16 protein-coding genes and 2 pseudogenes are annotated in these 13326 nt (G+C 58.6%); 1 reads left to right on the top strand and 17 read right to left on the bottom strand.

Annotation, left to right across the window (positions count from 1 at the left end):
- The 8 genes and pseudogenes from D1641_RS17265 to D1641_RS17230 all read right to left on the bottom strand — a co-directional run.
- Positions 1-444 (bottom strand): annotated as a pseudogene (locus D1641_RS17265) (CAP domain-containing protein); the annotation flags it as partial.
- A gap of 130 nt (positions 445-574) precedes the next feature.
- Positions 575-1381 (bottom strand): class D sortase, encoded by an 807-nt coding sequence (locus D1641_RS17260; protein WP_160667932.1) that lies wholly within the window; start codon positions 1379-1381, stop codon positions 575-577.
- Positions 1378-2334, bottom strand: coding sequence for a hypothetical protein (locus tag D1641_RS17255; protein WP_160667930.1), 957 nt, complete (start codon positions 2332-2334; stop codon positions 1378-1380). Before D1641_RS17255 ends, D1641_RS17260 begins: the two co-directional genes overlap by 4 nt.
- A gap of 57 nt (positions 2335-2391) precedes the next feature.
- Positions 2392-2538: a hypothetical protein gene (locus D1641_RS17250; protein ID WP_347707466.1), complete on the bottom strand. Its 147-nt coding sequence runs from the start codon at positions 2536-2538 to the stop codon at positions 2392-2394.
- Between the two features lie 342 nt (positions 2539-2880).
- Positions 2881-3750 carry a hypothetical protein gene (locus D1641_RS17245; protein ID WP_160667927.1) on the bottom strand — a complete coding sequence of 290 codons (870 nt, stop codon included), beginning with the start codon at positions 3748-3750 and terminating at the stop codon, positions 2881-2883.
- 18 nt (positions 3751-3768) lie between these two features.
- Positions 3769-4401, bottom strand: a complete 633-nt coding sequence (locus tag D1641_RS17240) for a DUF3801 domain-containing protein (RefSeq protein WP_160667925.1) — start codon at positions 4399-4401, stop codon at positions 3769-3771.
- Positions 4385-4873: a hypothetical protein gene (locus D1641_RS17235; protein WP_160667923.1), complete on the bottom strand. Its 489-nt coding sequence runs from the start codon at positions 4871-4873 to the stop codon at positions 4385-4387. The genes D1641_RS17240 and D1641_RS17235 overlap by 17 nt, the downstream gene beginning before the upstream one ends.
- Positions 4791-6203, bottom strand: coding sequence for a relaxase/mobilization nuclease domain-containing protein (locus D1641_RS17230; RefSeq protein WP_160667921.1), 1413 nt, complete (start codon positions 6201-6203; stop codon positions 4791-4793). The genes D1641_RS17235 and D1641_RS17230 overlap by 83 nt, the downstream gene beginning before the upstream one ends.
- 102 nt (positions 6204-6305) lie before the next feature.
- Here D1641_RS17230 and D1641_RS17225 point away from each other — a divergent pair, with 102 nt between their 5' ends.
- A complete protein-coding gene (locus tag D1641_RS17225) occupies positions 6306-6635 on the top strand; it encodes a hypothetical protein (RefSeq protein ID WP_160667919.1) in 330 nt (109 codons plus the stop codon).
- A 4-nt stretch (positions 6636-6639) separates the two neighbouring features.
- Here the strand turns inward: D1641_RS17225 and D1641_RS17220 are convergent, their stop codons facing one another.
- The 9 genes and pseudogenes from D1641_RS17220 to D1641_RS17180 form a co-directional block, all read right to left on the bottom strand.
- Positions 6640-6948: a MobC family plasmid mobilization relaxosome protein gene (locus D1641_RS17220; RefSeq protein ID WP_160667917.1), complete on the bottom strand. Its 309-nt coding sequence runs from the start codon at positions 6946-6948 to the stop codon at positions 6640-6642.
- Positions 6949-7104: 156 nt separating this feature from the next.
- Entirely contained in the window at positions 7105-7683 is a 579-nt protein-coding gene (locus D1641_RS17215; RefSeq protein WP_160667915.1) for a hypothetical protein, read from the bottom strand.
- A 23-nt stretch (positions 7684-7706) separates the two neighbouring features.
- On the bottom strand, positions 7707-8531 hold the full coding sequence (locus D1641_RS17210) for a hypothetical protein (protein ID WP_160667913.1): 825 nt from the start codon (positions 8529-8531) through the stop codon (positions 7707-7709).
- An 11-nt stretch (positions 8532-8542) separates the two neighbouring features.
- On the bottom strand, positions 8543-9415 hold the full coding sequence (locus D1641_RS17205; protein ID WP_160667911.1) for a hypothetical protein: 873 nt from the start codon (positions 9413-9415) through the stop codon (positions 8543-8545).
- A gap of 9 nt (positions 9416-9424) precedes the next feature.
- Positions 9425-9865, bottom strand: a pseudogene (locus tag D1641_RS17200) (hypothetical protein); the annotation flags it as partial.
- Between the two features lie 24 nt (positions 9866-9889).
- Complete coding sequence (locus tag D1641_RS17195) at positions 9890-10807, bottom strand: LPD25 domain-containing protein (protein WP_160667907.1); 918 nt, start codon at positions 10805-10807, stop codon at positions 9890-9892.
- Positions 10808-10883: 76 nt separating this feature from the next.
- Positions 10884-11291, bottom strand: coding sequence for a hypothetical protein (locus D1641_RS17190; RefSeq protein ID WP_160667904.1), 408 nt, complete (start codon positions 11289-11291; stop codon positions 10884-10886).
- A 13-nt stretch (positions 11292-11304) separates the two neighbouring features.
- On the bottom strand, positions 11305-11595 hold the full coding sequence (locus D1641_RS17185) for a hypothetical protein (protein ID WP_160667902.1): 291 nt from the start codon (positions 11593-11595) through the stop codon (positions 11305-11307).
- 6 nt (positions 11596-11601) lie between these two features.
- On the bottom strand, positions 11602-13326 hold a 1725-nt coding region (locus D1641_RS17180), incomplete at its 5' end, for a ParB/RepB/Spo0J family partition protein (RefSeq protein ID WP_160667900.1).

Genomic DNA, 13326 nt, shown 5'->3' with positions numbered 1-13326 from the left:
GTTAGCCCTCCGGGTCTGATTGATAAGCTGTATCAACTCCTGCCGCACATCCAGATTTTCCGGCTGACTTGTGCTGTCCTCGATGGCGGGCGTTGTTGGAGCGGCGGGAGTGTCGGAGCCAACAGTAAGCGTCAGGGTTCCGCTCTCTCCGGCACGGTTGGCGGCGGTGATCTCAGCGGTCCCCTCCGTCTTGGCTACGGCTACCCAAAAGCCCATGATTTGCTCCACCAGCACCGTGTCCGGGTCGCTGGAGGTAACGGTGTACTCTGTCCCGCTGGGACCGATGATAAGGCCGCTTCGCTCTCCAACCTCCAGGGTACTGCCCTTGTAGCTGCTTACCCGGACAGCACTTGTCGGGGGCGCGGCGGCCAGGACAGGGACAGGGAGCAAAGTCAGGGTCAGAAGGGCGGCGGTGAGCCGGACAGTCAATCTTACTTTCTTCATGGTTTGTTTCCTCCTGTAATGTAGTTTTTAGTTGGGTTTTCCTGTAATTATTATACTACATTCAAGGGAATTTGTCTAAAAATGCAATGCTACGCTGGGAAATGCGTCTCGAATTGAGACGCATTTTGCGTCAAATTTCCACCCCCCGGACACACCAGCGGTACTCGTTCTCATTCATCACACAAGTAAAAAGAGTGATGCAGTTGTCACTGGTAGCCTCCAACATAGAGGTGTCCATCACATCAACCTTTGCCACGCTGGTGACGGCGTAAGTGCGGGTGCCAAGGGCTGTGGTAAGGGTGATGGTGTTGCCTGTGTCAAGGGTGTGGATTTTGCCAAAATGGTTGTTTACCCCTCGGTTGTGTCCGGCCAAGGCCACGTTGCCATTCCAGATGCTGGTGTTGGTGAAGTGGCCCGCCCCCTTTTTCAGTGCGGCACTGTCCGTCCCCTGCATGATTTTGACCGACAGGCCAATGGACAGAATCTCCAATGTCCCCAAACTGCCGTTGCTGTAATAGAGGTCGGGGGTCACATCGGTAAAGGCGGTGATGGGGCCGCTGGTGGTGGGATAGGCCGGATTGGTGGGCACAGATGTATCAACCGCACCGGGGAATACCGTTGTTCCGCCGCCCACGGCGGTGATTGTCCCGGTCAGGGCGGGGCTGTTCAGCGGGCCGCCTGCCGCCAGATTAGGCGTCAGGTATACGCCGGAGTTGGGGAGGTAGCTGGTGGGAGTGCCAAAGCCGGGTGGGATCAGGGCGCTGCTCTTGCTCCTGTCCACATTGGGGTCCTTCCATTCGTAGATCGTCTCGTCACTGGTGGGCGTCCCGAAGTCCCCGGTGGAGGGGCTGTCGAAGGTGTATTCCAGGGCGCTGGCCGGGGTGACGAATACCGCCGCCAGCATGACGGCGGCGATCAGCAGGGTTTTCCATTTCATGTTGTGTACTCCTTCCATTCCTTTTTTGCCTTATATTTTTTCAGCAGGAATTTCCCCAGGAAGGCCAGCCCTGCCGCGCCCGCCCCGATGGGCAGGACCAGCAGCCATTTCAGGCCGATCCCGCTGGAGTTGCCGGGTTCCGTTTGCTCCGGCGGCGGGGTCTCCATGCTGTCATTTTTTCCGTCCTCTGGCCCTTGCTCCTTTTGGACGGGGGCATTGATGGGGATGCCACTGAACACCGCCGTGTAGATCATTTCGCCGCTGATAGTCTTGACCACCTCTCCGGCATATTCGGCGGTGATAACATAGCCGGTGGCGTAGCTGCTGGTGGCGGTGCCGGTGTAGCTGGCGACGGCGTTGTAAAAGCCCCCGGCCTCCTGCCACTGAACGTCCGCCAGCGTCAGCGTCCGCCCGTTATCTGTAATGGTCTTGGGGATCAGGGATGCGTCCGCGTCGGACAGGTTGGGGTAGGTGCGGGTGGCGGTGACAGTGCGGGAAGATGAACCGTAGCCTGCGGCCTCCACGGTGATGCTGGCGGTGTCCAGCGTCAGGATTCCGGTAAAACCGTCCTCGGTGGTGACTTCCCGCGTGGCGGCAAGCTGGGGCATGATCTTATCCATGTCCTTGGTACTGCTGTCCAATGTGACAGTTTCGGTGTGTTCCCTGGTCTCGCTCTCGGTGTAGTCCTGCCGGGTCACGTCCAGCAGCGTGTAACGGTAGCCCTCCCGTTCAAAATCAGCGGTAGGGATGTTGGCCGGATTGTCGGCAGCGGTGAGCAGGTAGACCTTTTCCAGTCGGCGGCCACCGCCTGTCTCGGTCTCCACTACCTCCGTGGGGTACAGGGCGGCGGGCCGGACAGGCGTCGCTCCCTCCGTTGTTTCCGCGGCCAGGGCTGGACAGGTCATGGCGAAAGCCAGGACCAGCGCCAGCAGCAGGGGCGTGATGCGTTTCATGCAGATAACCTCCAATTTTTATAAAATGTCGAAATGCGTCTCAATTTGAGACGCATTTCAGGGTGGCCGGGCCAGGACCTCTTTGATTCCGGCCATGATGTACTCCGCGCAGGGCAGGGCGTTGCCCAGGGCCTGGTATCGCTGGGCGCTGCTGACCGTCTCGCCCTCCGCTCCATACGCAGTCCAGCCTTCCGGCAGGCCCATCAGCCGCTCCGCCTCCTTTCCGTATTGTCGAAATGCGTCTCAAATTGAGCCGCATTTCCGGGCCTGCCGCCCCGCCGACGGCTTGCGGCGGGGCGCTGGAAGGGCTGCTGGCGCTCCCGTCAGGCCCGCCAGCTCCCCAGGATAGCAAAAGCCGCTGCCAAGCGGCTTTTGGGGTGTTTTCCCCTTCGCTACAAAACAATCCGGCGAACGGCCCCTGTCAAGGCCCGGCCAGTCGGCAGACTGGCCGGCTCGCGCAAAATTGCGCCAGCAATTTTGCGGCCTTGACAGGGGATGGGCGGCGGATTACTCTCTCGAAGGGGAAAAACACCCCACGTTGGGGCTTTACCTCACGGGACGGCGGGGCGGGGTCCGGCTCCGCTGCTTATCCATCTCCAGATTTTTTTCGATGGAGCGGCCCATTTTCTTGCTCATGTCCTGAATGGTGTCCAGGGCGTGCCTGCGGTCCTGGGTGTCCCAACCGTCATACAGCTCCGGCAGGTGTTCCATCTCCGGCATGGGCCGCTCGATCCCGAACCTGCGGCAGAGGATGTAGGACACGCTTTGGGCGTCCAGCTCACATTCGGCCCTGTTGTAGCCGGGAGCCGCGCCCTTGGCGTGGAAACGGGACTGGGCAACCTCTGCGGTGATGGCGGCGAACGCCTCATGGTCGGGAAAATCGGGGTTGATCGCCAGCTCCATATTGCCGGGGTCATAGTAGGCGGGGATGGGCAGCTCCTTGTCAATGACCACGGGGGCTATGGCATAGTTGAGTACCGTAGTCAGCGCGGTCTCCATGTCCTTGCTGCCCTCCTTCAAAACGGGGTGTTTCAGATCCCGGCCCTGGGTCTGGCTCACATCGTAGGCGTCGGCCAGCGTGTAGCCCCGTCCCATAGGCCCCTTGGCGAAGATTTTTACGCCCTTGTTCATTTCATCGCCTATGACAGAGCGGTTCAGGGACCGCCAGCGGTCACGGGTTCCAAATATGGTAGCCTGGGGAAGCGCCAGCATGACCAGGGCGATATTGCCCACGCTGTACGCCGGGTTGTCCCCCTGCATATCCAGATAGCGGGCGTATGCCTCCGGGTCGCTGGTGATCTGCTCGATGCCCGTGTCCTGCATGGCGACGGTGTTCTCCCGTTCCGCCTGCTGCTGTGCCTTCCATCGGGTGTCGTTCTCTGCCTTTTGGGAAACGATCTGTTCCAGATTTGCCATAAAATTACCTCCATGATGTTATCGAGTTTTGGGCGGGCGCTTGGGCGCCTGCCGCTGGGGTGCTTTGCCCGGTTCCTTCATCCCCTCGGATGCGGCCCGCAGAGCGGCCAGCCGTCCTTTGACTGTGGGAATGTCCCCCACCTTGGCGGGGGTGTCAGTAGTCCTCGTCGTCCTCCTCTCGCTCTGCGATTGTGTCGAGCCACTCCCGCGCTGTGGTGAGGAGCTGCCGGGTTGAGCGCGGGGGGCGGCTTTTTTTGGCTCCCCGTCCTCCTTTCCTCTGGCGGGAACGCCATAGCCCCGGCGCTCCATGAACAGGTTGACCTGGGACACAAAATCCACATTGGTCACAAGGTCCACCATGCCGTCCGTCCTCCGCTTGTCCTTCACAACCGCAAAGAGTACATTTTTCTTGGCAAAGGCTTTGAACTCCGTAAGGTCGCTTTCCTTGATATGGAATACCTTCAGCTCCTTGCTCTCCCGGAGCAGGCGGCCCATGCCGGTCTTGCCCACCAGCTTTTTGTTGTCCTTCGCCAGCGCCCACAACAGCGCCGCCAGATTTTTGCTCCCCGCTGCCAGCAGCTTGATACTGGCCTCGGTGAGCTGGATGCTCTCTTTCACCATCAGGTCGGCCACATCACCGCTTACATCCATTGACTTTCACCTCCCCTGTTTTCAGATATTGAATCGTCTCCAGCATGGAACAGTAGGTAACGTGCCTTTGATACCGCTTGACAATCAGGCGGATATGCCGCTCCCGCTGGTTCTCCGGCAGAGCGGAGAAGATACGCACATCCTCTGCGGCGGCCTGCTGGTCCAGCAGGGTAACGCTGCCCCAGGGATGGCCCTCCACGGTTTTATCCGTGTGGAGATAGAGGGCGACCACCGGCCACAGCGCAGCGCCCCGGCAGGCCAGCCAGTCCAGATTGGCCGGGGTGTCCGGCTCATAGACGGCGGGCAGGGTGGACAGGCGGCAGCGCCCGCGCCGGGCCAGAAAGAAATAGTCGGTGTGCCGGGAACGCTGCAACACGGCAACCTCCCGCTCAACGTCCAGGGCCTCCACCGCCTGATAAGCCCCGGCCAGTCTCAAAATGCCGCTGAGGTCTGCTTTTATCAGTTTTTTCATGGATCACGCTCCTTGTCTCGCTGGTATCGGCCTGCACCGCCTCCTTTACTGTGGGTATATCTCTTTCGATGCGGACACATAATTTCAACTCCCGGCGCAGCGCCCGCACTCTGGCGGTCAGGCCGGCGATCTCGTCTGTGATGGCGTCGCCGCCATGACCGGCGCGGCGGATTTTATACAGCTCCCGCCGCTGGTCTGTCAGGGCGTCAATGCTGGCTTGCAGCGCGTCATACTGCATGGATAGCTGGTCCGCTGTCTCAATGCGGTTTTTCATCAGATATTGAAATTGCTCCTGATAGCGGTCAAACTTGATGATCTCCGCCCGTGAGACAAACGCAGCCCGTTTTTTCGGACGGCGTTTTGGGACAGCACCCAGCAGGTACAGGTATTTGAAGTAGAGGGCACGAAAACCTTTCAGCTTGCGGGGCCTGCCAGGGATGCCGCCCCTTGGCCGGTATCGCCGTCCCGGTGTCAGCGGCTGAATGATGGGATGGAAGGATGGGCCGGTGGGAGCGGGCGGGGCCTCGCCGGAGCGGACAGCCGACAGCCGGGCCTGAATGTCCGCTTCCGTGTAGCCATCGCCCAGGCCGTCCAGCCGGAAAAACCGCTGGCCTCCGGGGGGCCTGACTGCGGTATGCTTGATATTGGGGCCGCGCTTGACGGTATAGCCCAATTCCTCCAACTCCCGCCAGAAGGTTTTCATGGTGTAGGCGCTGGCGATGGCGGCGTCAATGTCCTGCCGGACAAGGGCCCGGAGGGTGGGTTTACCCTGGGCCTCCGCGTTCCACTCCGCATAGTGCCTGCCGCCCTCTCCCGGCTCGATCACGGAAAGACCGTGGGCGCGGCTGACTTCATTGGAGATGCCGCGAATATCTCCAAAGTAGTCCTTGAAAGTGTTTTTGTACTTGGCCCCGTCCACAAAGGAAACAGAATTGAAAAGGATGTGACAATGCAGATGCTCACGGTCTAAATGGGTGGAGACCACTGCCTCGTAGCGGTCCCCCAGCAGCCGGGACGCAAACTCCACGCCAATCTTATGGGCTTGTTCCGGGGTAACTTCTCCGGGGGCAAAGGCGTGTATTAGGTGGTAGCCCAAAACGCCGCCGGTTTTTCCCCAGCGGCGCTTGGTCTCCTGCATATCCTGATAGGCGCTCTCCAAATTACAGTTGATGGCCGTCTCCAGAACGGAGCGGCCATCCGGCAGGGCGTTCTTATCTGCCCGGCCAATGTAGTCCAGTACAGCGGCCATGTCGGTTTTTTCATGGTTCAGCACATAGTCCACACAATGGTCCAGCCGGGAGCGGACGGTGATGATTTTGTCGTAGGCCATGTGTTTAATTGCTCACCCTCTCAAAAATCTTTCATTTTAGCAGATATTGTTGTATAATACGTTCACCCCCGATAATTAACTTGGTGCTTGGAGGAAATTAAAATGATGGACCAGTATTTGGCGGCTTTTGCCGAGATTGACGTACAAGAAGTTTCCTACATTCGTTTCATGCTTCCAGAACTTGATTTCGGACGCAGCGATATTGAAATAACTTCGGATTATGGAGTGTCCGCAAATCGTCCAGATACCGTAGTAGCAAATGTGTGGGCAAGAATCGGGAATAGTGCAATAAAAGGATTTATCTGCGCTGTAAACATTCCCGTAGCTGATATGGAGCAAAACGGGTACGGAGAAATTGTAATGGCACTAAACAAAAGCAAAGATTTCCGCGAACGTCTTACTGCTTATTTAAGATTTGCGGATAGTAAATAAGCCATTACAGGGTTTCCTTCACCAGCCGGTACGTCTGCCGCACCAGACGCATGGCCTCGTCAATGTCCGTCTGGCCCGCCTCCTTTCTGGCGTTGGTGTTGTGGGCGATCTGATTGATATTCGTGCCGATTGCGTTCAGCTCCCGCAGCAGGGCGGCATAGGTATCAGGGGGTCGGGGCCGGAGGTTCACGCCCATAATGAGTTGACGGAGCAGCGGCTCCATTTTCAGGCCGGACGCCTCCGCCTGCTTGCACAGGTGGGCATACTGTCCGGTGTTCAGCCGCAGGGTGATGGTCTTATAGGGCTTTGCCATAGGCAGCACCATCCTTTCAAAAATCGTCGAAAAAATGCGTCTCAACTTGAGACGCATTTCCGGGCGGCGGGGTATTAGGGGCTGGCCCCTAACAAGTGGAATTTTGCAGTCAAAATTCCGTACTTGCTGGGACAGCGGCGCCGTTGGCGCCGCTGTCTACCGTGTCGGGGCCGTGTGTCTGCGCTTGTGGGGCCGGGCTTTTTTCGGGGCCTTTGCGTAGGGGCGGTACGGCGGTTCCGGGCCGTCCCGGATGACCTTCTCGCCCATGGGAATACACAGAGGACGGCTGAAATCTGCGGTGACAGCGTTTTCTTTGACATTCACAGGGCGGTATTCCCCGTCCAGGTCACATTCGGTAGAAGTCACAACGCGCCCGTTGGCTTCCTCCAGGACACCGCGGATTTTTTTGAACATATAGAGCCGTTCATTCAGGGCGGCGTCAGTGCGAAAATAGAGCTGTGGGCAGTACACAAATCGTCTCGGTTCCTCCTGGGTGCGAAAACCGTAGGTAATTACTTTCCGGCGCTGACGCTCCCGCGTCCGTTCAACGTGCTTGACATAGCCTGCCGCCGCCTTAAAGCCTTTTGTCAGAAAGAGACGGCCAACCTCGCGGCGTTCCTCGTCTGTCAGCGGGACATTTCTCATGGAATTTTGGGTAAGTCCTTTACTGACATGAAAACTCTCCGGGGCCCAGCGATAGCCGGAAATAGTATAGTGAAATTGGTTCTTCTTCATAGCAGGGTACTCCTTTGCATCACCTACCGCACCGGGCCAGATTTTTTAGGAGCGGATTTTTTCCTCGCGGCAGGCCGGGGGACTTTGGGGACAGCAGGGGTGGGCTGCTCTGTCGGGGCCGGTTCCTCCAGTTGAGGGCTGGAAACTATGTCCCCGTCCTCCAAAAGAGATAGCAGGTCGTCCACATTCTTTTCATCCGGGCGGGTCAGTTCCGGGGTGTCCACGGTATAACCGGGCAGCAGAACTCCATTGACGCAGAACCGCCGCCGGGCATCCTCCGGGATGGGCGGCGAGATTTCTGTAAACAGGTGGGAGTATGCCTTAATGCGTCCTTGCAGATATTTCTCCATCTCGGCCCGATCCTTGAATTTTTTCCCCTGTTGTCCGGCGAGTTGACGACCGTTCCCGGAATAGTCCGGGTTTTGGGGTGTATTGAAGGTTACATACCAGGACAGTTCCCAGTAAACTGGGCGTGGTTTTATATTGGAGCGGTAGTCCGTTCCCTCATAGATGCGATAGGTCATTTTGTAGACCATGTTGCTGATTTCATGCCAGTCATATTCTTTTTCAGCCCATTGGTTAGAGGTATGGGAAGGTGCGGGGATTCTTAAATACTCCTGGGCTTTTCGCAGGGATACGGTCAGCATCGCCTGTTGTGCCCACTCCTTTTCGATTTCGCTAAACTTTTCGTAGATGGCTTTCTCCTGTTCAACGCTGTCCGCCTCCTGTGCCTTTAACTGCTCCGGGGACAGCTTTACCAACTCGGAAATGTCCATCTGCGTGGGTGAAAAATAGATGTGGGCCGAAATTTCAATCTCCTGCCCTGGGTTCAGATGGGTATATGCCATAGCCGCACCTCCTATCGTACCGGCCCCGGTTTTTTAGGGCCGGATTTCTTCTTTGCCGCTGGCCGGGTGGATTTTGCCGGGGCGGAGGTTGTTTTCTGTTCCGGGGCAGGCGATTCCTCCGGCGCTGGAGAGGACGGGGAAATGTCCCCGTCCTCCAAACAGTCCAGCAGGTCGTTAATGGTTTCCTCCTTCGTCCGTTCCGGGGGCGCGAGGGTATAGCCAGGGAGAAGGTGGCCGTTGACCATGAACATCCGCTTGCAGTCATTGGGCACAGGTGGGGACAACTCCGTGAACAGGTGGGCGTACAGGTCAAAGCGGCCCTGAATGTACCGCTGGGCGGCCTCCGTATTGTCATACAGCTTTTTATCCTGTCTGGCGATAAAGCGGCTGTCCCCCCATGAATTGGCGTAGCGGTGATTTCCCGGCTGCTGGGGTGTGTTATACACGATCCCCCAGGTGACGCGGACGGCCTTGGACTGCGGCACCGGGTCAAAGTAGTAGCGCATCTGATATACCCGATTGCTGATCTCCCAGCCTCCATTTTCCAACTGCTTCCACTCATTGGAGGTATGGGACACCTCCGGGGTGCGCACATACTCCAGCACCTTTTCCAGCAGCAGGGTTTGGGCCGCCTGTGCCTCCCACTCGCTGACCGCCGTTTTCAGCTTGTCAAAAATGGACTTCTCCGCTGTCTCACTGTCTTTGAGCATTTTTTGCAGCTCTGATGCCGGTTTGTCCGTCAGGAGCGCCATGAAGGGACTGGCGTTATAGTCTGAAAACCACAGGGTATGCACAATTTTGAGCGTTTCACCTGTTGTCAATGTGTCGCCCCAGTCGTTCACTTTGAAAAAGGGGTCTGTATTCGGCAAAGTGATCTCCGGCATAAGTCCCTCCTATCTGCCCTCCCTCTGGGGAGGACCTTTCTCCTTGATGTGGCGGGGAATACGGGGAAATTTCTTTGCCAGCCGGTAATGTTCCGCAAGCTGTTCCGGGCGAACATCGTCAGCGGGAGAAAAGCCGTCAATGTTCACATCCCAGCGGGTCACGCGCTTATCTGCCGGGATGCCGTTGCGTTCCTCCCACGGGCCGACAAAGGACGCCTGTTCTGCCATCGTCCGGCGCACATCGGGGTTATACCGGGAGGGACGCAGCTCATAGTCGCTGATTTCCTTCTCCGTCAGAGGCTTGGCATAGGTGAGGACGCCCCATGCGGGGAAGGCCCCATGCTCTACCGGCATACGCTCGTCAAAGTTGCATATCTCCGTGGGGGCGTTACCGGGGGGCTTGGGAAACGTCCCAATGTCGATGGGGCGCTGGGTGGAGTAGTAGCAGTAAAATTCCTGTTCCATGGCGGCCTCCTATCGCTGGGGCGCGGGCCGCGCCTTGATATGGCGTGGTGTTTTTGCCTGTTCCTTCTTAATCTGGTGCAGCTTTACCTTCACCGACTGCCGGGGGCGGTCACTGTCACGGTCGGGGGCAGCGCGCTCCTGGGCGGGGGCGGCGGTCTTGCTGGTATTGGCGGCCTTCCGTAAATCTGTGACCGCCTCTTTGGTGTACGCAAGGAATTTTTTCTTGTCCTTCTCCGGCATGACCGCCGCCTGCGCCTCAAATTGCTGCTCCAGTTTGGTAATGGTGTAATGCTGCTGGAAAAAGCCGACCACTCTGGTCGCCAGCTTTTCCAGGTCGTCATGGAGCTGGGGGCCGAACTGCTCATGGAGCAATTCACGCAGACCGGCGGGGGCGTCCTCAAAAATCCGGGTCGCTTCCTCCGGGTGGTTCAGATTGGTTTCCACAAGGTATTCCATCTGTTCCAGCAGGGAGCGGCAGCCCCGCCCGGTGTGAAGGGGGAGCCAGTAGCGGTCAACCTCGCCGTCCAGCATATAGTCGATTGCCACCCGGACCGGGCGCTCCGGCTCATCAGAGTCCCAATACTCATGGTTCAGCTCACCGATCCGCGTCTCCGCCTCGGATAATGTCATGCGCGTGCCGACAGGAAGATGCTCGTCGGCGCTCTCCATGACGGTGACGATGGGCTGCTGCTCCGGGGACAGGTCGGGCAGAAGGGCCTCATTGGTGGACTTGAACAGGGAGACGAACGCGCCGGAAATATCGTGGGTGAAGTTCCGCCAGCGGTTGGCCGCACCCCGGACCGTGCATAGGCCGTCCTTAAAAATGCCGGTGACGATGTTGGCGCTCTCGCCCAGCAGGTCTTTCACATCCCGGCGCAGATTTCCGGCGATCTCTTTCATACGGTTGTTGGTGTCTATGGGGATCACTCCTTCCGAAAAAGTGGTGGGGCGGCCCAGCCGCCCCGGATAAAATGTCGAAATGCGTCTCAAACTGAGACGCATTTCAGCGGACGGGGGCAGGCCGCTCCCGGTGCATACGGCGGTAGGCTTTAGGCGGGACGAAGGGCTTTCCGGCGAAGGTCACTTCCCGGATGGGCCGGTAATGGGACAGTACGCCGTCTCGCAGGCTGGCAAATTCGATGTAATCCGCTTTGGTAAAACAGTGTTCCCGCCGCATTTGCCGCTGGGGGAGCGCCCAGCCCTCCCCATACAGGAAGTGGAACATTTTTACATTGTCGGAGATCAGTTGCAGGGAACCGTCCGAATTATCGTAGACAGCGGGGGTATCGTCCTCAATGCCGGGGTGATAGTTTTCATGTCTGCCCAGGTATACCCGCCCATCCTGGCCTACCAGCGCGTCCATGCCCTCATAGTTGCTGACGGTGGCGGACGCGATTAAAATTTCTGTCATGGCATTACCTCTTTCATCTGGAGGGCGGCTCGTCCTTTCGCTCCTTGGATGGCTGGGGCCGGGCGGGGGTGTAGTGTTCCCAGGCTTCGGCAAGACGCTGGTAAAAGTCCACCATGGCGTCCTGCTTGGTCTGGAAGTAGTGTCCATGATTGAACGATGTAAAATTGGTGAAATCGTAGGCTTTCCAGGTGGCGTAGGGGGCGGGGGCCGTAGGATGGTGGCCGACTACTACCATGACTGATCCGGCCTTTTTTCGTTCAAAAATGGTATAGCCGCCAATCACAAGTTCAGGTTTATTCTTCATGGGCCGTTACCTCGACGGGGCAGGGGGCTTTTTTCCCGGCCCTTTTCCCTTGCCGTCCTTCTCCGCCTGTGCCTTGGCCTGCTGGCGCTCGATTGCCTTCTTCCGAAGGTCCAGCGCCTCCAGAACGCCGCGCTTTACATCGGGGATGGTGGTCCGTGCGTCCGGGAAGTAGGGCCGCAAATCTTCCTCGCCCAGCGTGATTTTCAAAACCGGGGTCTCCTCCCGCTTGGTAGGGGCCACGGCCTTTTGGATGGCCTCTGTGGTCAGCTTTCCGTCCTTGCTGGCTTTTTTCAGTTCTGCCGCCTGGGTGCCGGAAGGCACCTTGTCCTCCTTCTTGATGGCGTCAACCAGGGCTTTCTGCTCGTCTTTTTTCAAATAGGAAATATCAGCAGCAGTATGGACGGGTAACTTTTTATCGTCTACCATCTGTTGCAGCTCTGGCTCCAGCTTGGTCAGGCGGGTGATCTTCTGGATATTGGCACGGCTCTCGCCAGTCTGCTGGGCCAACTGCTCATCGGCCCGCATGGGCTTTTCGCCGCTGAGGACTTCCGCCTTGGAACGCCGTCCGGCCTTGCGTTTCATGGCCTCCAGCTTCATGCTGTATGCCTTGGCCTTCTCCATGGGGGAGATATTCTCCCGCTTCATGTTGGCGTCCACCATGGAAATGGTGGCCTCGTCCCGGTCAAGCTGCCGGACGATGACCGGCATGGTCTGGATGCCCGCGAGCTGGCACGCCCGCTGGCGGCGGTGGCCGGACACCATCTCATAGCCGCCCGCCTGACGGGGAATGACCACTACTGGCTCTAATACGCCGAACTTTTTCACGCTGTCCACAAGGTCCCACATATCCTTATCGTCCTTGACGTTGAAGGGGTGGCCCTCAAAGGGGTGAATATCATCCACTTTCAGGGTCGTGATGATTTCGGCCTGCCCTTCCTTGGTGATAGGCAGCGTGAAGTCCTTGGGGATTTCCTCGTCCTGCCCGCCGGGGGCCTCGGCCTCCTTGGGCGGGTCAGCGGGCTTTTCCGGCTCGGCCGGACGGACGGGGATCAGCTTGCCGGGGATGGGGAGGTCCGGTTTATCACGGTGGTCTTTCCGGTAGCGGCTGGCCTCCGTCAGCGGCATTTCATATACCTCGGCACGGACCTCCAGCATACCGGCCTGTTTCAGCGCCTCGCAGCGGTGGAAACCGTCTACAAGCTGATATTCGCCCTTCTCGCCCTGGCGGAGAATGACCGGCTTTTCCAGCCCGGACTTCTTGATGCTGTCGATCAGGTCCTTGTAGTCCTTCCGGGGAGTGTCCTTGACATAGGTGCCGGGGAGGGGGACGATCTCGGAAATTTTGACAAAACGAAGATCAGGGGCTTTCTGCGGCTCGTCAGGCTTCTTGTCCCCGTCAGCCTTGGCAGGGGTGTCGCCGGGGGCCTTGGGGTCGGGCGCAGCCTTGGGCGGCTCGGCGGGCTTCTTGTCTCCATCGGCTTTGTCGGGGGTATCGCCGGGGGGCTTGGGGTCAGGAGCGTCCTTGGGCGGCTCGGTGGGCTTCTTTCCCTTGCCGTCCTTGGCGGGGGTGTCGCCGGGGGCCTTGGGGTCGGGCGCAGCCTTGGGCGGGTCGGTGGGCTTCTTCCCCTCATCAGCCTTGTCGGGGGTGGTGGCAGTGGCCTTGGTGCCGGGAACCTCCTTGGGCGGGTCGGCGGGCTTCTTCCCCTCGTCAGCCTTGTCGGGGGTGGTGCC

The sequence above is a fragment of the Colidextribacter sp. OB.20 genome (genome assembly GCF_009911595.1).
Taxonomy (GTDB): Bacteria; Bacillota; Clostridia; order Oscillospirales; family Oscillospiraceae; genus Lawsonibacter.
This window is presented reverse-complemented; position numbering and strand designations above follow the sequence as displayed.

What these genes read in the sequence shown, in the direction of transcription:
- D1641_RS17185 (WP_160667902.1), bottom strand. Translation starts at nt 11,595, where the DNA reads ATGAAGAATAAACCTGAACTTGTGATTGGCGGCTATACCATTTTTGAA.
- D1641_RS17255 (WP_160667930.1), bottom strand. Translation starts at nt 2,334, where the DNA reads ATGAAACGCATCACGCCCCTGCTGCTGGCGCTGGTCCTGGCTTTCGCC.
- D1641_RS17225 (WP_160667919.1), top strand. Translation starts at nt 6,306, where the DNA reads ATGATGGACCAGTATTTGGCGGCTTTTGCCGAGATTGACGTACAAGAA.
- D1641_RS17240 (WP_160667925.1), bottom strand. Translation starts at nt 4,401, where the DNA reads ATGGATGTAAGCGGTGATGTGGCCGACCTGATGGTGAAAGAGAGCATC.
- D1641_RS17190 (WP_160667904.1), bottom strand. Translation starts at nt 11,291, where the DNA reads ATGACAGAAATTTTAATCGCGTCCGCCACCGTCAGCAACTATGAGGGC.
- D1641_RS17210 (WP_160667913.1), bottom strand. Translation starts at nt 8,531, where the DNA reads ATGGCATATACCCATCTGAACCCAGGGCAGGAGATTGAAATTTCGGCC.
- D1641_RS17215 (WP_160667915.1), bottom strand. Translation starts at nt 7,683, where the DNA reads ATGAAGAAGAACCAATTTCACTATACTATTTCCGGCTATCGCTGGGCC.
- D1641_RS17235 (WP_160667923.1), bottom strand. Translation starts at nt 4,873, where the DNA reads ATGAAAAAACTGATAAAAGCAGACCTCAGCGGCATTTTGAGACTGGCC.
- D1641_RS17250 (WP_347707466.1), bottom strand. Translation starts at nt 2,538, where the DNA reads ATGGGCCTGCCGGAAGGCTGGACTGCGTATGGAGCGGAGGGCGAGACG.
- D1641_RS17230 (WP_160667921.1), bottom strand. Translation starts at nt 6,203, where the DNA reads ATGGCCTACGACAAAATCATCACCGTCCGCTCCCGGCTGGACCATTGT.
- D1641_RS17220 (WP_160667917.1), bottom strand. Translation starts at nt 6,948, where the DNA reads ATGGCAAAGCCCTATAAGACCATCACCCTGCGGCTGAACACCGGACAG.
- D1641_RS17260 (WP_160667932.1), bottom strand. Translation starts at nt 1,381, where the DNA reads ATGAAATGGAAAACCCTGCTGATCGCCGCCGTCATGCTGGCGGCGGTA.
- D1641_RS17245 (WP_160667927.1), bottom strand. Translation starts at nt 3,750, where the DNA reads ATGGCAAATCTGGAACAGATCGTTTCCCAAAAGGCAGAGAACGACACC.
- D1641_RS17205 (WP_160667911.1), bottom strand. Translation starts at nt 9,415, where the DNA reads ATGCCGGAGATCACTTTGCCGAATACAGACCCCTTTTTCAAAGTGAAC.